At 32.9% G+C, this 20,202-nt stretch carries 17 protein-coding genes (1 of these 17 running past the window's edge); 12 read left to right on the forward strand and 5 right to left on the reverse strand.

What is annotated here, in order from left to right; all coding sequences use genetic code 11:
* From IPJ80_03790 to IPJ80_03820, 7 genes are all read left to right on the forward strand, one after another.
* A protein-coding gene (locus IPJ80_03790; protein MBK7912599.1) for a hypothetical protein crosses the window boundary here: on the forward strand, window positions 1–50 show its final stretch. 178 nt of this gene lie to the left of the window's left edge; only the last 50 of its 228 coding nucleotides appear in the window; the start codon falls outside the window, past its left edge; the stop codon is at window positions 48–50.
* 126 nt (window positions 51–176) lie between these two features.
* A complete protein-coding gene (locus tag IPJ80_03795; protein MBK7912600.1) occupies window positions 177–1,751 on the forward strand; it encodes an SAM-dependent DNA methyltransferase in 1,575 nt (524 codons plus the stop codon).
* Window positions 1,735–2,874: a restriction endonuclease subunit S gene (locus tag IPJ80_03800; protein MBK7912601.1), complete on the forward strand. Its 1,140-nt coding sequence runs from the start codon at window positions 1,735–1,737 to the stop codon at window positions 2,872–2,874. The genes IPJ80_03795 and IPJ80_03800 overlap by 17 nt, the downstream gene beginning before the upstream one ends.
* A gap of 2 nt (window positions 2,875–2,876) precedes the next feature.
* Window positions 2,877–4,916, forward strand: coding sequence for an AAA family ATPase (locus IPJ80_03805; protein MBK7912602.1), 2,040 nt, complete (start codon window positions 2,877–2,879; stop codon window positions 4,914–4,916).
* Between the two features lie 4 nt (window positions 4,917–4,920).
* A complete protein-coding gene (locus tag IPJ80_03810) occupies window positions 4,921–6,750 on the forward strand; it encodes an ATP-dependent helicase (GenBank protein MBK7912603.1) in 1,830 nt (609 codons plus the stop codon).
* Between the two features lie 11 nt (window positions 6,751–6,761).
* Window positions 6,762–9,980 (forward strand): type I restriction endonuclease subunit R, encoded by a 3,219-nt coding sequence (locus IPJ80_03815; GenBank protein MBK7912604.1) that lies wholly within the window; start codon window positions 6,762–6,764, stop codon window positions 9,978–9,980.
* 65 nt (window positions 9,981–10,045) lie between these two features.
* On the forward strand, window positions 10,046–12,481 hold the full coding sequence (locus IPJ80_03820; protein ID MBK7912605.1) for an AAA family ATPase: 2,436 nt from the start codon (window positions 10,046–10,048) through the stop codon (window positions 12,479–12,481).
* Between the two features lie 25 nt (window positions 12,482–12,506).
* Here IPJ80_03820 and IPJ80_03825 read toward each other — a convergent pair whose 3' ends face one another.
* Both IPJ80_03825 and IPJ80_03830 read right to left on the reverse strand, forming a co-directional pair.
* Window positions 12,507–13,007 (reverse strand): hypothetical protein, encoded by a 501-nt coding sequence (locus IPJ80_03825; GenBank protein ID MBK7912606.1) that lies wholly within the window; start codon window positions 13,005–13,007, stop codon window positions 12,507–12,509.
* Window positions 13,008–13,013: 6 nt separating this feature from the next.
* Window positions 13,014–13,349 carry a helix-turn-helix transcriptional regulator gene (locus IPJ80_03830; protein ID MBK7912607.1) on the reverse strand — a complete coding sequence of 112 codons (336 nt, stop codon included), beginning with the start codon at window positions 13,347–13,349 and terminating at the stop codon, window positions 13,014–13,016.
* A 451-nt stretch (window positions 13,350–13,800) separates the two neighbouring features.
* On the opposite strand from IPJ80_03830, the gene IPJ80_03835 reads away from it, so the two are divergent.
* From IPJ80_03835 to IPJ80_03845, 3 genes are all read left to right on the forward strand, one after another.
* Entirely contained in the window at window positions 13,801–14,721 is a 921-nt protein-coding gene (locus IPJ80_03835) for a DUF4268 domain-containing protein (protein ID MBK7912608.1), read from the forward strand.
* A 120-nt stretch (window positions 14,722–14,841) separates the two neighbouring features.
* Window positions 14,842–15,336: a hypothetical protein gene (locus IPJ80_03840; protein ID MBK7912609.1), complete on the forward strand. Its 495-nt coding sequence runs from the start codon at window positions 14,842–14,844 to the stop codon at window positions 15,334–15,336.
* A complete protein-coding gene (locus IPJ80_03845) occupies window positions 15,257–15,754 on the forward strand; it encodes a hypothetical protein (protein ID MBK7912610.1) in 498 nt (165 codons plus the stop codon). The genes IPJ80_03840 and IPJ80_03845 overlap by 80 nt, the downstream gene beginning before the upstream one ends.
* A 26-nt stretch (window positions 15,755–15,780) precedes the next feature.
* On the opposite strand, the gene IPJ80_03850 is transcribed toward IPJ80_03845, so the two are convergent.
* The 3 genes from IPJ80_03850 to IPJ80_03860 are packed head-to-tail and all read right to left on the reverse strand — an operon-like array spanning window position 15,781 to window position 18,473.
* The gene (locus IPJ80_03850) at window positions 15,781–17,499 is read right to left on the reverse strand and encodes a recombinase family protein (GenBank protein ID MBK7912611.1); all 1,719 of its coding nucleotides are present in this window, start codon (window positions 17,497–17,499) and stop codon (window positions 15,781–15,783) included.
* 13 nt (window positions 17,500–17,512) lie between these two features.
* Window positions 17,513–17,692, reverse strand: a complete 180-nt coding sequence (locus IPJ80_03855) for a hypothetical protein (protein MBK7912612.1) — start codon at window positions 17,690–17,692, stop codon at window positions 17,513–17,515.
* Window positions 17,679–18,473: a hypothetical protein gene (locus IPJ80_03860; GenBank protein ID MBK7912613.1), complete on the reverse strand. Its 795-nt coding sequence runs from the start codon at window positions 18,471–18,473 to the stop codon at window positions 17,679–17,681. The genes IPJ80_03855 and IPJ80_03860 overlap by 14 nt, the downstream gene beginning before the upstream one ends.
* Before the next feature lie 107 nt (window positions 18,474–18,580).
* On the opposite strand from IPJ80_03860, the gene IPJ80_03865 reads away from it, so the two are divergent.
* Together IPJ80_03865 and IPJ80_03870 are read left to right on the forward strand one after the other, a co-directional pair.
* Window positions 18,581–19,762, forward strand: a complete 1,182-nt coding sequence (locus IPJ80_03865) for a type IV secretion system DNA-binding domain-containing protein (GenBank protein ID MBK7912614.1) — start codon at window positions 18,581–18,583, stop codon at window positions 19,760–19,762.
* A 109-nt stretch (window positions 19,763–19,871) separates the two neighbouring features.
* The gene (locus IPJ80_03870) at window positions 19,872–20,192 is read left to right on the forward strand and encodes a hypothetical protein (protein ID MBK7912615.1); all 321 of its coding nucleotides are present in this window, start codon (window positions 19,872–19,874) and stop codon (window positions 20,190–20,192) included.
* Window positions 20,193–20,202: the final 10 nt, after the last annotated feature.

A 20,202-nucleotide genomic window follows, 5' to 3' on the forward strand; every position in this document is an offset into this window, starting at 1 on the left:
CAAATTTGAGAATAGCTAAGAATAGAGATAGCGACCTCAGAGAATTATAGTATATAAAATTGAGGTAGACTATATTGGGTTTACTGAATTGTAATTACTCAATTTAAATGCTATTCTAGTATTGAGGAAAAGGCAACATGACCTTATTTGTAGACTATAGTTAAGATAAAAACAATATGGCAAAACAAGCTAAAGAAAAAAAACAAAAATCAATCGAAGAAACATTATGGGATTCAGCTAATAAGTTAAGGGGAACAGTTGAGCCTTCGGAATATAAACACGTTGTACTTGGGCTTATATTCTTAAAGTTTGCCAGCGACAAATTCGAAGAGCGAAGACAAGAACTTTTTGCTGAGCACAAAGAGAAATATCTGGGCATGGTGGAGTTTTACACTTCTAAAAATGTCTTTTATCTTTCCCCAGAATCTCGTTGGAGTTATTTGATTGAAAATGCAAAGCAAAACGATATTTCCATTCGAATTGACACTGCCTTATTTACAGTTGAGAAAAATAATCCGGTACTTAAAGGTGCATTGCCTGATAACTATTATTCTCGTTTGAATCTTGATGTTAGTAAACTTGCCTCATTACTTGATACTATCAACAACATTGATACATTAAAAGATAAACAACAAGATATTGTCGGAAGGGTCTATGAATATTTCCTCAGCAAGTTTGCATTAGCAGAAGGAAAAGGTAAAGGAGAATTCTATACTCCAAAGAGTATAGTTAATTTAATTGCCGAAATGATTGAGCCATATAAAGGCAAAATCTATGACCCTTGTTGTGGCTCAGGTGGTATGTTTGTGCAATCCATTAAATTTATACAAGCGCATCATGGAAATACCAAAGATGTTAGTATATATGGACAGGAATACACAGCTACCACGTACAAACTTGCAAAGATGAACCTTGCTATTCGGGGTATATCAGCTAATCTTGGTGACGTTCCTGAAAACACTTTTTTCAGAGACCAACACAAAGATCTCAAAGCGGATTTCATTATGGCGAATCCTCCTTTTAATCAAAAGCAATGGAGAGCAGAAAATGAACTAATAAATGACCCTCGTTGGATGGGATATGAAGTACCACCGACAGGAAATGCGAATTATGCATGGATATTAAGTATGGTAAGTAAGCTATCAGAAAACGGTGTAGCAGGATTTGTACTGGCTAATGGTGCATTAAGTGGCGGTGGAGATGAATATAAAATAAGAAGAAAGTTAATTGAAAATAATTTGGTGGAAGCCATTTTGGTTTTGCCACGTAATCTATTCTATACTACCGACATCAGTGTTACACTTTGGTTTTTGAACAAAAACAAAAAAGCACGAACAATTGAACACAACGGTATTATTAAAAAATACCGAAATCGTGAACGTGAAATACTTTTTATGGATTTGCGACAGATGGGAGAACCCTTTGAGAAAAAGTATGTACAATTTTCAGAAACTGATATAAAAAAAGTAACCAGCAACTTCCACAATTGGCAACAAGTCGGATTTGAAAAAACGTATCAAAATACTCCCGAGTTTTGTTTTAGTGCATCGTTTGTTGAAATTGAGAAAAAGGACTTTTCTTTGGTGCCAAGTAAATATATTGAATTTATAAATAGAGACGAGAATATTGACTTTGAAGAAAAGATGAAGGCACTACAATTAGAATTTTCCAATTTACTTAAGGAAGAAGAAAGTTTTAAAAATGATTTATTAAACGTTTTCAAGGAATTAGGCTATGAAATCAAACTATAAACGTCTTGGTAACTTCATAAGGCCACTTGATATACGCAATCGGGATTTGGAAAATAATAATTTAATAGGTTTGAGTATTCAGAAGGTATTTATTCCATCGATATCCAACACAATTGGAACAGATATGTCTACTTATCGAATTATAAACCATAATCAATTTGCATATTGCCCTGTCACATCCCGAAATGGAGAAAAAATAACAATCGCTTTATATGATAAAGATAAGACAGCAATGATTTCCCAAGCGTATGATGTTTTTGAGATTACAAATTCGAGAGAGCTTTTGCCGGAATATCTAATGATGTGGTTCAGAAGACCAGAGTTTGACCGTTATGCAAGATTTATAAGTCATGGAAGTGTTCGAGAAATGTTTAGTTGGGAAGATTTGTGTGAAGTAAAATTACCAATTCCAGCCCTTGAGAAACAAAAAGAAATTGTAAAAGAATACAACATTATCACAGACCGAATTGCACTTAATAATCGACTTATTCAGAAATTAGAAGAAACAGCACAGGCCATTTATAAACAATGGTTTGTCGATATGGAGGATGGAGCTAAAGAAAAAGTACAAATAGAAAAATACTTGCTCATTAATCCCAATTTAAGTATTAAAAAAGATGCATTAGTAAGATATGTTGAAATGAGTGATCTTTCGACAGATAGTATGTGTATTAATGGTTTTATTCGAAGGCCATTTACGGCTGGTTCTAAATTTCAATTAAATGATACTTTACTTGCGCGAATAACACCTTGCTTAGAAAATGGGAAGACAGGCTTTGTCAATTTTTTAGATGAAAATGAAATTGCTTATGGTTCAACTGAATTTATTGTTATGAGAGCTAAGAATAATATAAGTCCTTATTGGGTTTATTGTTTAGCTAAAGATGAAAATTTTCGTTCTTATGCAATTAGCAGTATGGTAGGTTCATCTGGACGCGAAAGAGTACATGAAGATTATTTGAAACATTATTTAATAGGCAAATTAGACTATAAGCTCATTGCAGATTTTCACAACTTAGTTAAACCAATTTTTGAATTAGTCGCTAATAAAAATATTCAGAGGCAAAAACTGGAAATCACAAAGAATCTTTTACTTTCTAAATTGGCAACAATAGAAATTTAAATATGAAAATCAACAAGATATTAATTACAAATTTCAGACTATTAGAGAATGTATCTATTAATATTGAAAATGACATAACTCTAATTGTTGGTAAAAATAATACGGGAAAAACTTCGCTCTTTGAAGTAATAAATATGTTTACTAGTGAAAAAAACAATTTTAGTTTTCATGACTTTTCGCAATCCACCTATTCAAAATTCGAAGAATGTTATAAAATGTATAAATCGATTATTGAAGAAAAGGATGAAAGAAAAAGAGAGGAGCAAGAAATTAATTTAATAAGTTCAATGCCTTGCATTGAACTAACTATTGAACTTGAATATGACAAAGAAAATGATAGCTTAATAAATATTTCTGAATTTATTAGCGATTTAGAAGATGAACGACATAATGCGATAATTAAATTAATTTATAAACCTAAAGAAAGCGTTAGACTTTTTAATCTTTTTGTACAAAGAAAGGAAAAGGAAGACGATTTAATACATTGGCTAAATAATAATTTAACACATCACTATGAAGTAAAGTGCTATGGCGGTGATAATCTAATAGATGATAATTATAAGAAAATGTTGTTTTCTATTATGAGATTTGAATCCATTCAAGCCTCAAGAAAATTTGATGACACAAAATCGGACAACAATAAAACATTAGCTGTTGGATTTTCTGATTACTATCGAGAATCAAATAAAGATAATAATGACGATGTTAACAGACTAGAAACTCAATTAAAAGAAACAGCTCAAGTTCTCAATGAAAAATATGAAAACATTTTAAAAGAATTGCTTGAAAAATTAAAACTATTTGGTGTTGAGCCCCACATAACAATTCCTGAAATTGTATTACAGGCCGAATTTGACCCTGAGAATATTTTAAGAAAAAATATTAAGTACTTTTATAAGCAAGGCAATATCACATTACCGGAAAATTATAATGGATTGGGATATAGCAACTTAATATACCTTGTTTTAAAAGTAGTTAGTTTCATTGACAAATTTCAAAAGGATAATCCACTAAGCAAATCTGAAACGCTTACAATATTGATAGAAGAACCAGAAGCGCATCTGCATCCTCAAATGCAACAAGTTTTTATTTCGCAAATAAAAAAATCTATTATAGAAGCAAGGAATAATGATAATTTATCGGTTCAAGTAATTATAAGTACACATTCAGCCCATATAATTACCGAAGCCGGAATTGATGTTGATAGAAGTTTTGAGAGAATCAGATATTTTTCTAAGATTTATTTTACAGAACAAAAGAGATATATTATTGAAGTGAAAGATTTTAATGAATTCAAGCATAGAGAAAATGATATCGCAACTTTTCGTTTTTTAAAGCAATATATGAGTTTGAATCGGTGTGATATTTTCTTTGCTGATAAGGTAATACTTGTTGAAGGATCAACTGAAAGACTTTTACTCCCTTTAATGATTAATAAAGTCGCAATGAGTTTAAATAATGAATATATTTCAATAATTGAAGTTGGTGGAGCTTATACTGTTAAATTCAAAGAACTTATAAAATTTATAGCGGTTAAAACCCTAGTCATAACTGACATTGATTCTGTCGACCCTGACGATAATCGAAGAGCTTGTCCTACTAATAAAGAGAATGCTAGAAGCTCTAATTCTACATTAATAAATTGGTTGCCTCAAAAAACATTAATTAGTGAACTAATATCATGTCCCGATAAGGCCAAATATGACACTGAACTTATCCGTGTGGCATATCAAATTAAAGAAGTTGATTCAGAATATGTCGCAAGAAGCCTTGAAGAAGCAATAATCAATATAAATAAGGACTTCTTTAATTCCAAATATGCAACCGAAGAGGGCGATTTTAAAGTAAAGGATTCTTTTACCCTTTTTAAAGGTAAGGATCTTTCAGCAAGTCCTTATGAACTTGCACCAAATCCTGGAGATAAAACAAACTTTACATTTGACTTAATGATATTTAATGAATCTGAAAATAGTATTCAGTGGAATGTACCAAAATATATCAAAGAGGGTTTAGAGTGGCTCGCAAGCAATTTTATAGAATAATAATATGAATGCATTTGAAAATATAACTAGATATTTAGAGGAAGGAAAAAGTTTTGTACTTGAAGCCGGTGCTGGTTCAGGAAAGACGTATACGTTAATACAGACCTTGGATTATTTAATTCAAAATTACGGTGATAAGATTAGAAGATCAAATCAGAAGATTGCTTGTATTACATATACTAATGTTGCTAAAAAGGAAATAATAGATAGAATTGATAATAATAATTTAGTTCTTGTATCAACTATCCATGAATTCATGTGGACATCTATTAAGCAATACCAAAAGCAATTAAAATTAGAACTTTGCAAACTTAATGAAATAAATCATGCAAACGATATATCTAAAGGAAAGGCCGAATCTAGATATATCGCAAATCTCGCGGAAAGAATTGATGCAATAGAGAAAGTAGTTTATAACGATACTTCCTTTAATGATTTTGAAAATGGCATTCTTCAACATGATGATGTTATTGAAATCGCCAAATCAATGTATGAAAATTATACCCTTTTGACAGATATTATTGCAGAGAGATTTCCTTATATTTTTGTAGATGAATACCAAGATACGGCAAACGATACAATTTTTTCTTTAATTGAGTGCTTATTAAAGAGAAATACAAACAGCATTATCCTTGGATTCTATGGTGATTCGCATCAAAAAATATACGATTATGGTGTTGGTGACCTAGTAAAGTACTATATATCAAATGGGGGCGAAATTGAACTCGTAAAAAAAGAGGAAAATTATCGTTCATCAAAGGCAGTTGTAGGTCTTTTGAATAACTTCAGGAAGAATATTAATCAAATTCCTCAAAGAAAAGTAGAAGGTAGTTCAAGATTTATTTATTGGAAAAAGCATCCTGAAAAGCCTAAAAAAGATATTCGAAAGTTTAATGAGGAAACATCTATTGTTAAAAATGCTTTGTATGACAAGATGGTGGATAAATTGAAATCAGAAGGTTGGGTTTTTAATGGAGTTTCAGAAGATAAAATTTTAGTTCTTGCAAATCGTCGAGTAGCTCAAAGGGCAGGTTTTGGAAATTTATTTGAGATATTTTCAAATCGCTTTGGACTGGCCACTAAGGAAAGACTTTTAGATAGAACACATCCATTGATAACATTTTTTGTAGGTACGATTGACAAAAAAACATCACAAGAAAGAAAAACTGGACTTGAGCATTTGTTAGACTACTGGGTTGCAAATAATCAGAATGAAGTAATAAGGTTTATCAAGAAAAAAGGTACTGCCCTTAGTGGTGAATTTAAACATATTGACAAAAAGCGGATTTATGAATTAATTGATACTATTTCCAGGATGAGGACAAGTGATTCTGTAAAAGATTTGTTAGAAATTACGAGAGCAAATGGAATTATTTACGACAAGAGGCTTGATGAATTTATTACTAAGACAAACCTTTCCGAGGAACTGGTTCCTGAAGAAGAAAAGGAAACTCATGCAAAAAATAAGATTTTATTAGATTCATTTTTAAGTCTTCCATATTCAGAAATACTTACTTTTTGGAAGCATATTCAAAATTATACTGTATTTTCAACAAAACATGGTACAAAGGGGGATGAATATAGAAATGTGCTTGCTGTCATCGATGATACCGAATGGCCAAGTGAATATAATTTCAAAGACTTTTTTAATGATTCAGATAAAATTGAAGAACGGAAATTGAGGACACGAAATTTGTTTTATGTAGAGTGTTCCAGAGCGATAGATAATTTGGTAGTCTTATGCTTATCTGAACTTGATTCAACTGCTATAACAGCTATTGAATCTTGGTTTGGTAAAGAGAATGTATATGATATAGAGGGTTTTATTAGATAATTATAATTAAAATGAAATTCACTGAAGAAACATTAGAGCAAGCCATAATTGAACTATTTGAAGCTGAAAATTATCAGCATGTAAATGGCATTCACATTCATAAAGAAATGAGTGATGTGATTCTTCGGGATGACTTAAAGGCATTTTTGTTGAATAGATATAGTCATGAAAATATTACTATAGGAGAGATAAATGGCATTATTCGAAAATTGGAACTATTGCCTTCCTCTGCCTTATACGACAGCAATAAAGCGGTAATGAAAATTATTTCGGATGGGTTTACTTTAAAAAGAGAAGACCGTAATAAGAAAGATTTATTCATTCAGCTCATTGACTATTCTATAGTTGAAAAGGCCAATGAGTTTGCCGAAACCGAAAGCTTTAAAATCGCTGCCGAGCCAATACAAGCTTATAGCCTTGGTGGAAATAACATATTCAAAATAGTAAACCAACTCGAAATTCAAGGATACGAAAAAAGAATTCCCGACGGCATAGTATATATAAACGGTTTGCCTTTAGTTGTTCTGGAATTTAAAAGTGCCATTAAAGAAAATTGCACTATACGGAATGCCTATACGCAATTAACCTCACGATACCAAAGAGACATCCCTGAACTGTTTAAATATAATGCTTTGTGTGTAGTAAGTGATGGAGTTAATACAAAGGCTGGTTCTCTTTTTGCTCCTTATGATTTCTTTTACTCATGGAGAAAAGTAGAAGGTGATGAGCCTGTCGAACAGGAAGGCATAAATTCACTCTTCACAATGATTAAGGGATTGTTTAATCAAGAGCGATTACTCGATGTAATTCAACATTTTGTGTTTTTTCCAGACACCAGTACTAAAGAAGAAAAGATAGTGCCAAGATATCCACAATACTATGCTACTAACAAGCTTTTTAATAACATTATTCGAAATATGAAGCCGGAAGGTAGCGGTAAAGGGGGTACTTATTTTGGTGCTACCGGCTGTGGAAAAAGCTTTATAATGCTATATCTTACAAGGATGCTAATGCGGAGCCTCCACTTTCAAAGCCCAACAATTGTGTTAATAACAGACCGCACGGATTTAGATGACCAACTTTCTGGTCAATTCACAAATGCTAAAGAATTTATTGGAGATGACCTAGTGGTAAGCGTTGAAAGCCGAGCGCAGTTAAAAACATATCTACAAGATCGCAAAAGCGGAGGCGTGTTTCTCACTACTATTCACAAATTTAATGAAGATACGGATTTACTGACTGACAGATATAATGTGATTTGTATAAGCGATGAAGCTCACCGTTCACAAATTAATTTAGAACAAAAAGTCAAAATAACATCAAAGGGAGTCGAAAAAACTTATGGTTTTGCCAAACATCTTCATGATTCATTACCAAATGCCACCTATGTTGGATTTACCGGAACTCCAATTGATGCAACTATAAATGTCTTTGGAGGCGTTGCCGATTCATATACCATGAACGAATCCGTCTATGATGAAATAACAGTTAAAATCGTTTATGAAGGTCGAGCCGCCAAAGTGATATTGAACGAAGAAAAACTGAAAGAAATCGAAAGATATTACCAGAAATGTGCTGAAGAGGGAACCAATGAGCATCAAATTGAAGAAAGTAAACGAGCAGTGACTAGAATCGAAGAAATACTCGGTGATCCAGATATTATTAAGGAAATAACGCAGGATTTTATTAAACACTACGAAAAACGAATCGAAGAAGGAGCCACCATAAAGGGAAAGGTTATGTTTGTTGCTCCAAGTCGTCCAATAGCATTTGCTCTTTACAAGCAAATAGTTGAACTAAGGCCACAATGGGTTGAAATCAGAGAATGTGACGATGGTGTAGAATTAACGGAATCTGAAAGGAAAAAGGTTAAACCAATCGAGAAAATTAAAATGGTAATGACCCGCGATAAAGACGACAAAAAGGAATTATATGACTTATTAGGAACCAAGGACAATCGAAAAGAACTCGATAGACAATTTAAAAATGAAAAATCTAATTTTAAAATTGCCATTGTTGTAGATATGTGGCTTACAGGATTTGATGTTCCTTTTTTGGATACAATGTATATATACAAACCTGTGCAATTGCACTCATTAATTCAGACAATTTCCAGAGTTAATCGTGTATATGAGGGAAAGGAAATGGGTTTGGTTGTTGATTACATTGGTATCAAGAGTAGTATGAACCTTGCCTTAAAAAAATATGGTGTCGTTCAAGAGGAAAATTTCAATGGGATTGAAAAAGCTGTAAACATTGTAAAAGACCAATTAGATTTATTGACCAGACTTTTTCATGGTTTTGACAATCGATTATATTTTGAAGGAACCCCATTACAGCAATTACAGTGTCTAAATTTAGCAGTTGAGTTTGCACAGCAGACTGATGACAGGCAAAAGCGGTTTATGGATAATGCTAAAAAATTGCGTTCAGCATTTAATCTATCTTGCAGTAGTGAAGAAATTAGTCAGACAGAAAGAGATTATATTCATTACTATTCTGCTATTAAATCAATCATTCATAAAATAAGCACTGGTGAAGCACCTGATACATCACAAATGAATGAGCATGTACGCAAGCTTATACAAGAAGCATTAATAAGTGACGGCATTGAAGAAATCATTAAAATAGATGATAGCGACCCTAAAAATAGTTTAAACATATTCAGTGATGAATATCTAGCAAAGATTGAGAAAATCAAATTACCAAATATAAAAATTAAACTGCTTCAAAAGTTATTATCCAAGGCAATTGATGAGTTTAAGAAAACTAACAGAATTCAAGGAGTTGACTTTTCAAAGCGGTTAAAAAATCTAGTAGACCTTTATAACGAACGTAAGGATTTTCAAGCATTCCAAAGTGATGTACTTGATGATGTAGCTGATAAATTTGCAGATTTATTCAATGACCTAGTAAAAGAACGCAATTCTTTTGTTGAGTTAGGAATTGATTTTGAAGAAAAATCATTCTACGATATCTTAAAAGCCATCGCAGAAAAGTATCAATTTGAATATCCACATGATAAACTAATCGTACTTTCTAAGGCTGTAAAACAAATCGTGGATGACAAAACAAAATATACAGATTGGGCACAAAAGGAAGATATCAAAGCAGAATTAAAAGTGGATCTTATTTTGACTCTTGCCGAACATGGCTATCCACCAGTGCCAAAGGATGAAGTGTTTAAGGAAATTTTTGAACAAGCTGAGAATTTTAAGAAATATAATTAAACTCATAATTTAAATTATTTATTTTTACAAATGAAATTTCATAAATCTACTTAGAAATCCAGATCATGGAACTCATTGACAACGCTTTTAAACAACTTGAAAAGGTTATTGAAGAAATAAAAACCTATGACAATAGCATTTTTAGCGAACAAGATAGTCGAATTAAAATAATAGATCGTATACTTATAGAAGTACTAGGGTATAGATTTGAAGATATATTAACGGAAGCTAGAGCTGGTATCGGCTTTCTGGACTATAAAATTATCATTGATAATTTACCTAAATTAGCAATTGAAGCTAAAAAGGATGGATTAGATTTTAATATTGACCAGTCATATAGTGGAAGAGCCTTTAATTTAAATGGCCCAGTTTTTAAAGACAAAACTGTTCAAGAAGGATTAGACCAATCTATATACTATTCAGCACACAATGGAATTGAGTTATCATGTTTGACTAATGGAAGAACATGGATTGTTTTTAGATCTAATCGTTTAGGTGATGGAAAACAGGTGCTTGATGGTAAGGGTTTTGTATTTAGCACTTTAGAAAGTGTTCAACATGAATTCAAGTTGTTTTATGAGTTATTGAGTCCTGAAGGAATAAGTGATTTGAGGTTTAGAGCACTTTTCCAAGAAGTGGAAGGTGCCGAAATAAGAAAAAAAGATTTTGCTAAGTCTATCAAAGATGAATATTCTCTTAAGGTCATCCCCAAAAAACAGCACGCTCTTGATTTTGATCGTGTCATGAACGAATTTTTTTCCAAACTGACTGGTGATTCAGATCCTGATTTATTAAAAGAGTGTTTTGTGGAAACAAAGGAAAGTAAAGTAGCAGATAAGGAGCTTTTAAGAATTTCTGAGGACTTAATTAGAAGGGTACATTCACTTGAAACTGAGCAAGCAGAGCTGTTAACAGAAATTATTGAAAAAGTCAGAACTACTAATCGACACGAATTTGTAATATTAATCGGAAGTAAGGGGGCGGGTAAGTCTACTTTCATACAAAGATTTTTTGAAAATGTTATTCAACAAGACTTGAGAGAACAATGTATCGTAATTAGAATTGATCTTGGATTAAGTGATGGCAATCTTTCAACTATTGTTGACTGGTTGAATACTACTTTGCTTGAGGAGTGTGAACGCGTCCTTTATAATGGGAAGCCTTCCTTTGAAGAAATTCAAGGAATGTTTTATTTTGAGTACGATAGATTGCGAACAGGAAATTGGAATAAATTGTATGAAAGAGATAAGGATCAGTTCAAAATAGATTTTGGAAAACATATAGAAGAACGAAGAGAAACTAGGCCGTCAGAATATATAAAGCGGATGATAGGCGATATAACTAAGTCTCGACTTAAAGTTCCGTGTTTAGTTTTTGATAATACAGACCACTACAGCATCGAATTTCAAGAAACTGTATTTCAATATGCTCGATCTATATATGAAAGGGAAATATGTTTAGTTATTGTTCCAATTACTGATAAAACAAGCTGGCAACTTTCACAACAAGGAGCGATTCAATCATTTGAAAATGAAGTGTTATACCTGCCGATGCCTAAACCAAAGAAAATAATCGAGAAGAGAATTGAATTTATACAAAAAAGAATTACTACAACCGGTATCGAAAAAGGAAGATATTTTCTTGACAGAGGAATAAAATTAGAAATATCAAATATTGGTGAATTTGTCAAATTCCTTCAAAGTATTTTTTTATCAGATGAATATGTAGCAAAATGGATTGGTCATTTCGCTAATTATGACATAAGAAGATGCCTTGAATTAACCAAAGATATAATTGCATCTCCGCATCTTTCTTTAGACGAATTGTTGAAAACGTATATTACAGGGCATAGCGAAGAAAACGATAGAAAATATGAAATTAAGCCCTACAAAATTAAAAATGCCTTAATAAAAAGGGTATATACTAGTTATCCGATTAACAACCATCCTTTTATTCAAAATTTATTCTATTTGACAGGAAATCTAAATACTTCTCCAATTCTCTCGTTAAGAGCTTTGCAAGTTTTAATGGATAGAAGGAATGAAAGATCTAAGGAAGATAATTATATCAAAGTAGACCAAATACTTGATTACTTCAATGCTATGGGAATTGATAGATCTATCACTTCGAAACATTTAGATTTACTTTTGAAAAAAGGTTTAATATACTCTTATGATCCGACTATCATTAATGTTAGCGATTCCAAGAAACTAGAGATATCTCCTTCGGGCATTGAACATTATAATTGGTGCTTACATGATAATGAATATCTTTTTGACATGATTGAGGTTACACCAATAACTGAACAATCTATTTTTCAAAATATTGAAAGCAATTATTATTCGCATAACAGAAAAAATGTAATGTTGACTTTTATTGATTATATTCAAACGGAAGATCAAACTTTCTGTCAGGTGCCTTCTCATATTGCTTACAATGGTCAAGATTATATATTAAAGCGATTAAACCAAAGAAGAAAGCAAATAAATGGATGGACTTAAATTAATTCAGATAGTTTAATTCACCTTAATTTATCCAATACCAAACTAATGCCAATGATAAGGTATCAAAAATAGCCATATTCCTATCCTCACTTGTCCAGAGATTGCGTGCTTTAGGCCGACGCGTTTCAAGCTGTTTAAATTCCGTCAATAGCCATTGAGAGATTTCAAATTTTGTACTTACGCCAAAATTTTCAAATACATCCCGGATTTGGTCGCGTGAAATTTGAGCCACTTGTCGGTGGTGCGATTCGGCAAATGCTGTTATTTTATTAATGAGATTCCTGATTCTATTTCCGGTTCTTGATGATTTTGCTTCTGGATTTAATAAGATTAAGACTGTCGGTTGAAAATAATTCATAGAGTCCTTTATTTTATTAAGGATACGAAAGTTGCAAATCGGATTAATTCTAACAACTCCATAATCTAAAAGCTGACGTGGGCCATTCATATAGACATAGCCAAAGCCATTGGCATTGGGATAAATTGCGTACACAATTTTTTGTTTTTCATTTTTTACATTCATTGGATTTTATCTTGTTAATCTTTTAATAGTTTCTTCAAGGAATTTAATTCTTTGGGTGCTCTTTAATGTTATTTGCTCTTTTTTTAATTCAGGTACCAGTTTGATTATCCTCTGTATAAGTTTTAATTTAATAATCTGAGATTCCTGCTCGAAGAAGGATTCAATCGGGACATTAAACAGGTGATGATATAAAAGTAAAAGTTCAATACTAGGTGTTCTTTGTCCTTTCTCATATCTGGATATGTTAGAGTAATCTGGTAGATCCAATATGAAAGCGATATCTTCCTGGATTAAACCTGATCTTTTTCTATAAACTTTTAAATAATTTGGTGGTGAGGACATAAATTAAAATGGGCACCAGGTATGATTTCCCTGATGCCCTAAGTTTATTCCTTTAATGTTATCAATCGTAGACGGTAGAAATTGCCAATTTGTCAATTTTTTCGCCCGAGATCCACGCTTTGTTTTAAATCTATACTTCAAAGAGTATCCGGTTAAGCCAAAATGGTATAACAGGAGCTTCCGCACCCGTCGGAACCCAGATTCTGCGAATATTGAAGGTGATCGCAGATTGCAATCCAACGGTGCAAAGGCACCGTTGCCAATGATTTTAAATCCGATTACACAATTCATAATCGAAGTTAGAGAGGATGTATCTGAAGTCCCGATGTTAAACCATACAGTCCTTCTTGATACTCTTATTTTATCATAGTCAATTGCATATTGTCAAGTCGCAGTTTCCCTATATTTGCTTATTAATGCATTTTTCATTATTTGTGCTAATATAAAAAGTATGAGTCTAGGTAAACTTAAAAAGGTTGAATTAAGAGAAGGATGGAAACATGAAGCTATGGATTTCACCAAATGGTTAGCTCAAGAAGAAAACCTTTTATTATTGAGCAATGAGATTGGATTTGACATCAAGCTAATACAAACCGAAGCGAAAGTCGGTAGTTTTAATGTTGATATTCTTGGTGAAGAAGAAAATACTGGACATAAAATAATCATAGAAAATCAATTAGAAATAACAAACCACGATCATTTGGGTAAAATTATTACTTATGCTTCCGGTTATGATGCCCGAATTATTATTTGGGTTGTAAAAGATGTAAGAGAAGAACACCGACGTGCAATTGATTGGCTTAATGAAAATACGAATGAAGAGATTGGTTTTTATTTATTAAAAATTGAGTTGTGGCAAATTGCAGATTCACCACTCGCACCTAAGTTTGAGATTATCTCTAAGCCAAATGATTGGGCAAAAGCAGTAAAAAATTCTGTGGAAAGTACCGAGCTTACTGATACAAAGATTAAACAATTGCAATTCTGGGATGCATTTAAAAGCTATGCCCAACAAACAAACACAACTCTTCGTTTCCAAAAGAGCTATCCTCAACATTGGACTCACATCAGCATTGGAAGTAGTGATTGTCATATTTCACTTACAATAAATTCAAGGGAGAATCTATTTGGGGTTGAATTATATATTCCTGATAATAAAGACTTATATTCAAAGTTAAGTGGTGTAAAAAGCCAGATAGAAGCTGAGCTTAGTGAAAAGCTAGAGTGGATGGAACTTCCCGAAAAAAAGGCGAGCCGTATTAAAGTATCATATACCGGATATTTCGAACAAGAGAAAAATTGGGAAACCTACTTTTCATGGCTTCTGGGTGTTGCTGAGAAATTCAAATTAGTTTTTCCTAAATATTTTTAATTCTGCTATACTTGTCTGTATTAGTGGGTGGTGTATTAAAAGTTCGGAAACCCACACACTACGCCCGCCAGACCTTGTCAAGACGGTAGAAATTGTCAGTCTGGCAAGTTTGCAAACTTTATGGCATTTGATCAATTATCACAACAAAATAATACTGAAAAAATAAAAAGCGAAAAAATAATCCAAAAATTAGGGTTAAAGGCAGGTATGGAACTTTCGCTCCTCAAACAATCTCTGAGTAGTAATTCAGCTGTAAATGTTGGTTCTAAATTGGAAGGAAAATTAAAACGAGATGTTAGTATCGGCCTTCCTATTGAATTTGATAATAATACAAATACAAGCAATATAAAAAGCATTAGAGTAGAAAAAGGGAAATATCTAGTAGAAACAGCAACATCTATTTATGAAATTTTAAATTATATCCCTGAAAAAGAAGTCAACAACATCTTAAAATTTGACTCGTTTGAAACACAAAAAGGCTCTGTTTATAAGATTCTAGAAAATGGACAAGCTCAGAGAATTAAAAATATTTTGGATGATCCAAATTATATGGGTGAAGATAAGGGCGAGAAGAAAGAAAGAAAGAGAACCTTCAGACATAATGTTGTTTTATGACGAAAAGAAAGCCGGTAGTGGATGGCTTAACGATTTTAGCGCAACGGATGCAAAAAGTGATAAGACTGTTTCGCAGTCAATAGATATCGGGGTATATAAAAAGATTGATGAAAAAACTTACCAATTAGTCAGAAATAACACTGATTTAGATTCTTCATTTATATTTATAAGAGTAAGAAAGGACGACTCTTTTAAATTAAAGGAATCTCTTGACCTTCAAGAACTTAAGGATTTTCAAAAACGAACAATGATGGTTGAAAATAAGGGACTTGGCATTATAATTCCGAGTGAAGGAGGTAATATTACCAATATACCAGCAATAGGCTTAAACACTGTTGATTATAGGTATGGTAGTAATGGAAAAATTTCAAGTATGCATACAGGAAATAAAGTAGTTTCGTTAAAAGAAAGAATTTAAAAAGTATCTTGAAAATCATAAAGACATTAAATAGCAAAACCCCTAAGTTCTGTTATACTTATCTTTACTAGCGAATGGAGCATAATAAGTTCGGAAACCCACACACTAGACCCGCATAATGTGTGTTCGCTTCTTTCAAGAAGCTTAAATCCATTTTTGGCTTTGTATGTAAGGGTATCATCAAATAAATTGAGTTCGGAAAAGACTTTTTGCATGAGTTCTTCTTTTTCAAACGGAAGTGCATAATAATAATATAAATAAGCATCTTTTAAGAGTTCGGAAAGAATCACAAGGTCTTTGACTACTTCATCAATCGCAATGTCGGATGCGTTTTCTTCATTATGCAAATTCTGGAGACGTTCCATTAACTTTGATTCTTCCTGAATGAAGCTTTCCGGAGTGTAAACTGTGCTTTTTAGTAATGGCAATCTGTTTTCTCGAAGGTAAGCAAGGTCTTCACGGACTTTACTCTTTTGGCGTTCAGTTTGCTCTAGGGACTTTTGTCGCTTAGATTCGAGGATTTTCAAATCGGTTTTTAAAAGCTTGTCAATTTCTTCAAGTTCTTGCTCAGAATAATATAGCTTACTCATAAGTTCACCTACCTTACCTTCAATGAATTTTGCATTAATACTTTTATTTGGATTAAGGCAATTCTTTTCACATCTTGCGCCGTAATAAGTTATGCCCTTTTGTACATAGGGTGTATAAATACGCTGACAACTTCCGCAACGAATCATGCCACGATATGGCAATTTGAGTTTTTCGGTATAATGAACACTGACTCGTTTTTTCGCTAAAATTGACTGAACGCGATTAAAAAGTTCTCTGCTTACAATTGGTTGATGACTATTGCTGAGACGTAATCCATTATCAGAATCCTTGTCATTAATCATTCCAATATAGAATGGATTACTAAGAATTCGATGAATTTGTTGATATGTCGGTATTCTGCAAATCGGTTCAAGTTTTATTTCTTCATCAGATAGCATTTCTGAAGAAGTTCTTCTCCGCCTTGAAGGAGACATTGTGAGTCCTTGTTCTTTAGCCCATTCTGTTAAATCATGAAGACTCCATGTGCCTTCAGAATATTTTTCAAACATTGCTTTAATTACTGGAGCTTTAATTGGATCAATTGGTTTATGTTCCGCTTTCCCTACATTTAAATATCCAACCGGAGCACGGTAGGTACAAATTCCTTCTTGACGGAGCTTTTTATTTTGATTTGAAACTTTCTCACTTATTACTCTGGAATAATGCTGAGCAAACATTGAATCCACATCCATGTGAAGCTCTCCGGCACTGCTATCAGAATCATATTGAGCTTGCACAAATCGAATATCAACTCCTTGTTTCATTAATTTACGCAAAACACTATCATCATTTTTATTCCGACTTGCTCTATCCCAACACAGGAAAATAACTCCTTTAAAATATCCTTCCTTCAAGTATTTTATCAATCTCAAGAATTTTGGTCTTTCAATCTTATATGTGACATTTCCAGACGCATCAATTTCAAAATCCTCATCCTCTTTAAATCCAGTATGGCTCTCTCTTATGATACCGCCCTTGCAAAAGTTATCAATATCCACAGAAGCTATTGAAAGATGATTTGTCTTAGCAAATGGAATTGCTTCACTTACTTGGTATGCTAAAGAATTTTTTTGATTATCAACATCATCCGTACTTTTACGATTGTAGCTCAAGTAGTGATTTTTATATGGTTTTTCGATTTCCGTTGTTTTCATTGGCATTATTATATTATACTACATTTTTATCCGATAGTTGCCTTTTTAACTCCTCAATAGAATATCCTTCAGAAACAAGTCTATTTCGTATTTTTTGTAGAAGAGAACAAAGGCCGGAAATATTTTCCAATTCCACATCTGAAAAAATTGTTTCATTTTTGGGATTGAGTTCCATGGCTTTAAATCTTTTCATTATTGGTAATCCTCCTAATCAAAGAATTAAAATATGCTCCACGATTTTTAATTGCGGTCTTTAATTCGTGTTCTTTGAAAACACGCCATACTTTTTCTAGAGTATCTCTGCCATAGTTGTTAAAAGTAGATAAAATGAAATTTATATGTCTTTCATTAAGGCTGGAGGCAATATTTAAGCAAAGTTGTTCATCAAGATTTCGAGGTTCGAAATCCGATAACTTCGTTCTTGGCTTAATTGAAATCGATATATCATTTTCTTTATCATTATCGATATCAGAAGTTCTGCCATCAGTATTGACTGAAAAAGCTAAAGCAACAGATTTTATCTTGCTTTTTAGTTCAATAAAGTTCTGACATTCACAACCAAAGCTCTGCTCATGTTCTGCTTCACTAATGACAGATTGCAAATCAGAAGTTCTGCTTTCATCTGTTTCAAAGAATCTATCGATGGAATTAATTTGCCCTGTAGGTAAAATGAATTCACCAAAACGAACTTCAAAAGAACCTCTGCTTCCGGTTCTTCTCTTATAGTACAGACACTTCTTCTGCTTCAAAGCTAGAAGTATTTTATTGATAGAATTTTCAGACTTCCTTCCTTTATAAAGATCTGTTGAAATGTCTATCAAACTTGTAATGGTAATCCCATAAGGATTAGCATTAAGCCGGAGCCAGTTATATACCTGCATTTCACTAAGAGTAATTACTCCATTGCGAAAATCCGAAGATATTTTTCTTGGAAATGGTATCCAGTTTGAAAGTTTCTTTTCTTCATTGCTCATTCAAATAATTTTAAGCAGGAGAGTAGTAATGACTAGACGGCATTTAATGTCATTCTGGAAATTTCTGCTGTCTACATCAAGTTAAGTGTAATCAATATACTTAATTCATGGACTATGAAAACACCCCTAAAAATTTCAATCCTGAAATTACTTACATTGGAGAAACCACATATCGGAATCAGAATAAACGATTCGGGATTAAGCAAGATGATCGGCTCATGCATACCTACATGATTGGTAAAACCGGAACTGGAAAATCCACATTAATTGAGAATATGATTATGCAAGATATTCAAGTTGGAAGAGGATGTTGTTTACTAGATCCGCACGGTGATCTCGTTGAGAAGGTGGTGAAAGCCATTCCTGAAAACCGGAAGGGTGATTTAATTTATTTTAATATACCTGATGCTGGTTTAAAGTTGAAATATAACCCATTTAGAAAAGTTAGTATTGAAAAAAGATCATTAGTTGCCTCTGGTATTTTAGATGTTTTCTCAAAATTATGGGATAGTGCTTGGGGTGTTAAGTTGGAGCATATCTTAAGGCACGCAATTCTCACTTTGTTAGATCAGCCTAAAGCTACTATTGCAGACATTGTAGAAATATTATTGAACAAAGATTTCCGGACAGATGCATTAAGGTATGTCAAAAGCGAATCAGTAAAAAAATTCTGGGATCGGGAATTTAAAGAGTATCATAAATACGACCTATTGCCTGTATTGAATAAAATTGGTGGAATGCTTGTTCATCCGGTTATTAAACGAGTTTTAATTGATAATCCGGATGAAGTATCCTTAAGAAAAGCAATGGACGATAAGAAAATTGTTCTGGTAAATCTTTCCAAAGGGCATGTTGGAGCTGATGTCTCACACATACTTGGAGCCTTGTTTATTACTTCAATTGCTTCTGCTTCATTCAGCAGAGTAGATACAGAAGAAGACAAGAGAGTTCCATTTATGGTCTATGTAGATGAATTCCATAATTTTACCACCTTATCACTAATCGGAATGTTTTCTGAGCTTCGTAAGTTTAAAGTTGGAATGACAATGGCTCACCAGTATATGGCTCAACTTGATCCTGATATTAAAAGTGCAGTGCTCGGCAATGCTGGAACTATCATTTCATTCCGTATCGGAACGGAAGACGCAATGTTGATGGCAAAAGAAATGTATCCTGAATTTGATGTTGAGGATTTCATTAATCTACCCAACTACAAAATTTATCTAAAGCTGATGATTGACGGCAAGCCAAGTAGGCCGTTCAGTGCGGTTACTATAATATCTTCTTAATTTGAAGTAATAATCTACCACACTATAAAGAGAGGACAATTTTAGACAAACCTAGAGGTTGTTCAAAAAATACTGGCATAGTCGACAAATTTTTCCTTATTTTTGCGCGGTGAAAAGCTTTACGGTCATATTTAGTTTTTACTTCATGGCTTTGACATGGGTGCCTTGTTGTGATAAAGACGACTGTAAATTTGAGAGTACCGAGAAATACACTCTTGCAACGACCGACCATTCAAGCCATGACAACGACACAGAACACTGTTCTCCTTTTTGTATGTGTGTCTGTTGTGGACAATCGGTAACCAATATTTTTTACCCGATTTTTTCTACAAATCTTGCTCCTCTTTTAACACAAGAGTTTCCCATTTATACACTATCCTTTGCTTCTGAGGATTATTACTTTATTTGGCAACCGCCAAAAATCAGTTAAAGAATTCTTA

It is taken from the genome of Saprospiraceae bacterium (assembly GCA_016714025.1).
Taxonomy (GTDB): Bacteria; Bacteroidota; Bacteroidia; order Chitinophagales; family Saprospiraceae; genus Vicinibacter.

Coding starts and splice junctions, on each gene's coding strand:
- IPJ80_03795 (MBK7912600.1), top strand. CDS start 177: ATGGCAAAACAAGCTAAAGAAAAAAAACAAAAATCAATCGAAGAAACA.
- IPJ80_03800 (MBK7912601.1), top strand. CDS start 1,735: ATGAAATCAAACTATAAACGTCTTGGTAACTTCATAAGGCCACTTGAT.
- IPJ80_03805 (MBK7912602.1), top strand. CDS start 2,877: ATGAAAATCAACAAGATATTAATTACAAATTTCAGACTATTAGAGAAT.
- IPJ80_03810 (MBK7912603.1), top strand. CDS start 4,921: ATGAATGCATTTGAAAATATAACTAGATATTTAGAGGAAGGAAAAAGT.
- IPJ80_03815 (MBK7912604.1), top strand. CDS start 6,762: ATGAAATTCACTGAAGAAACATTAGAGCAAGCCATAATTGAACTATTT.
- IPJ80_03820 (MBK7912605.1), top strand. CDS start 10,046: ATGGAACTCATTGACAACGCTTTTAAACAACTTGAAAAGGTTATTGAA.
- IPJ80_03825 (MBK7912606.1), bottom strand. CDS start 13,007: ATGAATGTAAAAAATGAAAAACAAAAAATTGTGTACGCAATTTATCCC.
- IPJ80_03830 (MBK7912607.1), bottom strand. CDS start 13,349: ATGTCCTCACCACCAAATTATTTAAAAGTTTATAGAAAAAGATCAGGT.
- IPJ80_03835 (MBK7912608.1), top strand. CDS start 13,801: ATGAGTCTAGGTAAACTTAAAAAGGTTGAATTAAGAGAAGGATGGAAA.
- IPJ80_03840 (MBK7912609.1), top strand. CDS start 14,842: ATGGCATTTGATCAATTATCACAACAAAATAATACTGAAAAAATAAAA.
- IPJ80_03845 (MBK7912610.1), top strand. CDS start 15,257: ATGATCCAAATTATATGGGTGAAGATAAGGGCGAGAAGAAAGAAAGAA.
- IPJ80_03850 (MBK7912611.1), bottom strand. CDS start 17,499: ATGAAAACAACGGAAATCGAAAAACCATATAAAAATCACTACTTGAGC.
- IPJ80_03855 (MBK7912612.1), bottom strand. CDS start 17,692: ATGAAAAGATTTAAAGCCATGGAACTCAATCCCAAAAATGAAACAATT.
- IPJ80_03860 (MBK7912613.1), bottom strand. CDS start 18,473: ATGAGCAATGAAGAAAAGAAACTTTCAAACTGGATACCATTTCCAAGA.
- IPJ80_03865 (MBK7912614.1), top strand. CDS start 18,581: ATGGACTATGAAAACACCCCTAAAAATTTCAATCCTGAAATTACTTAC.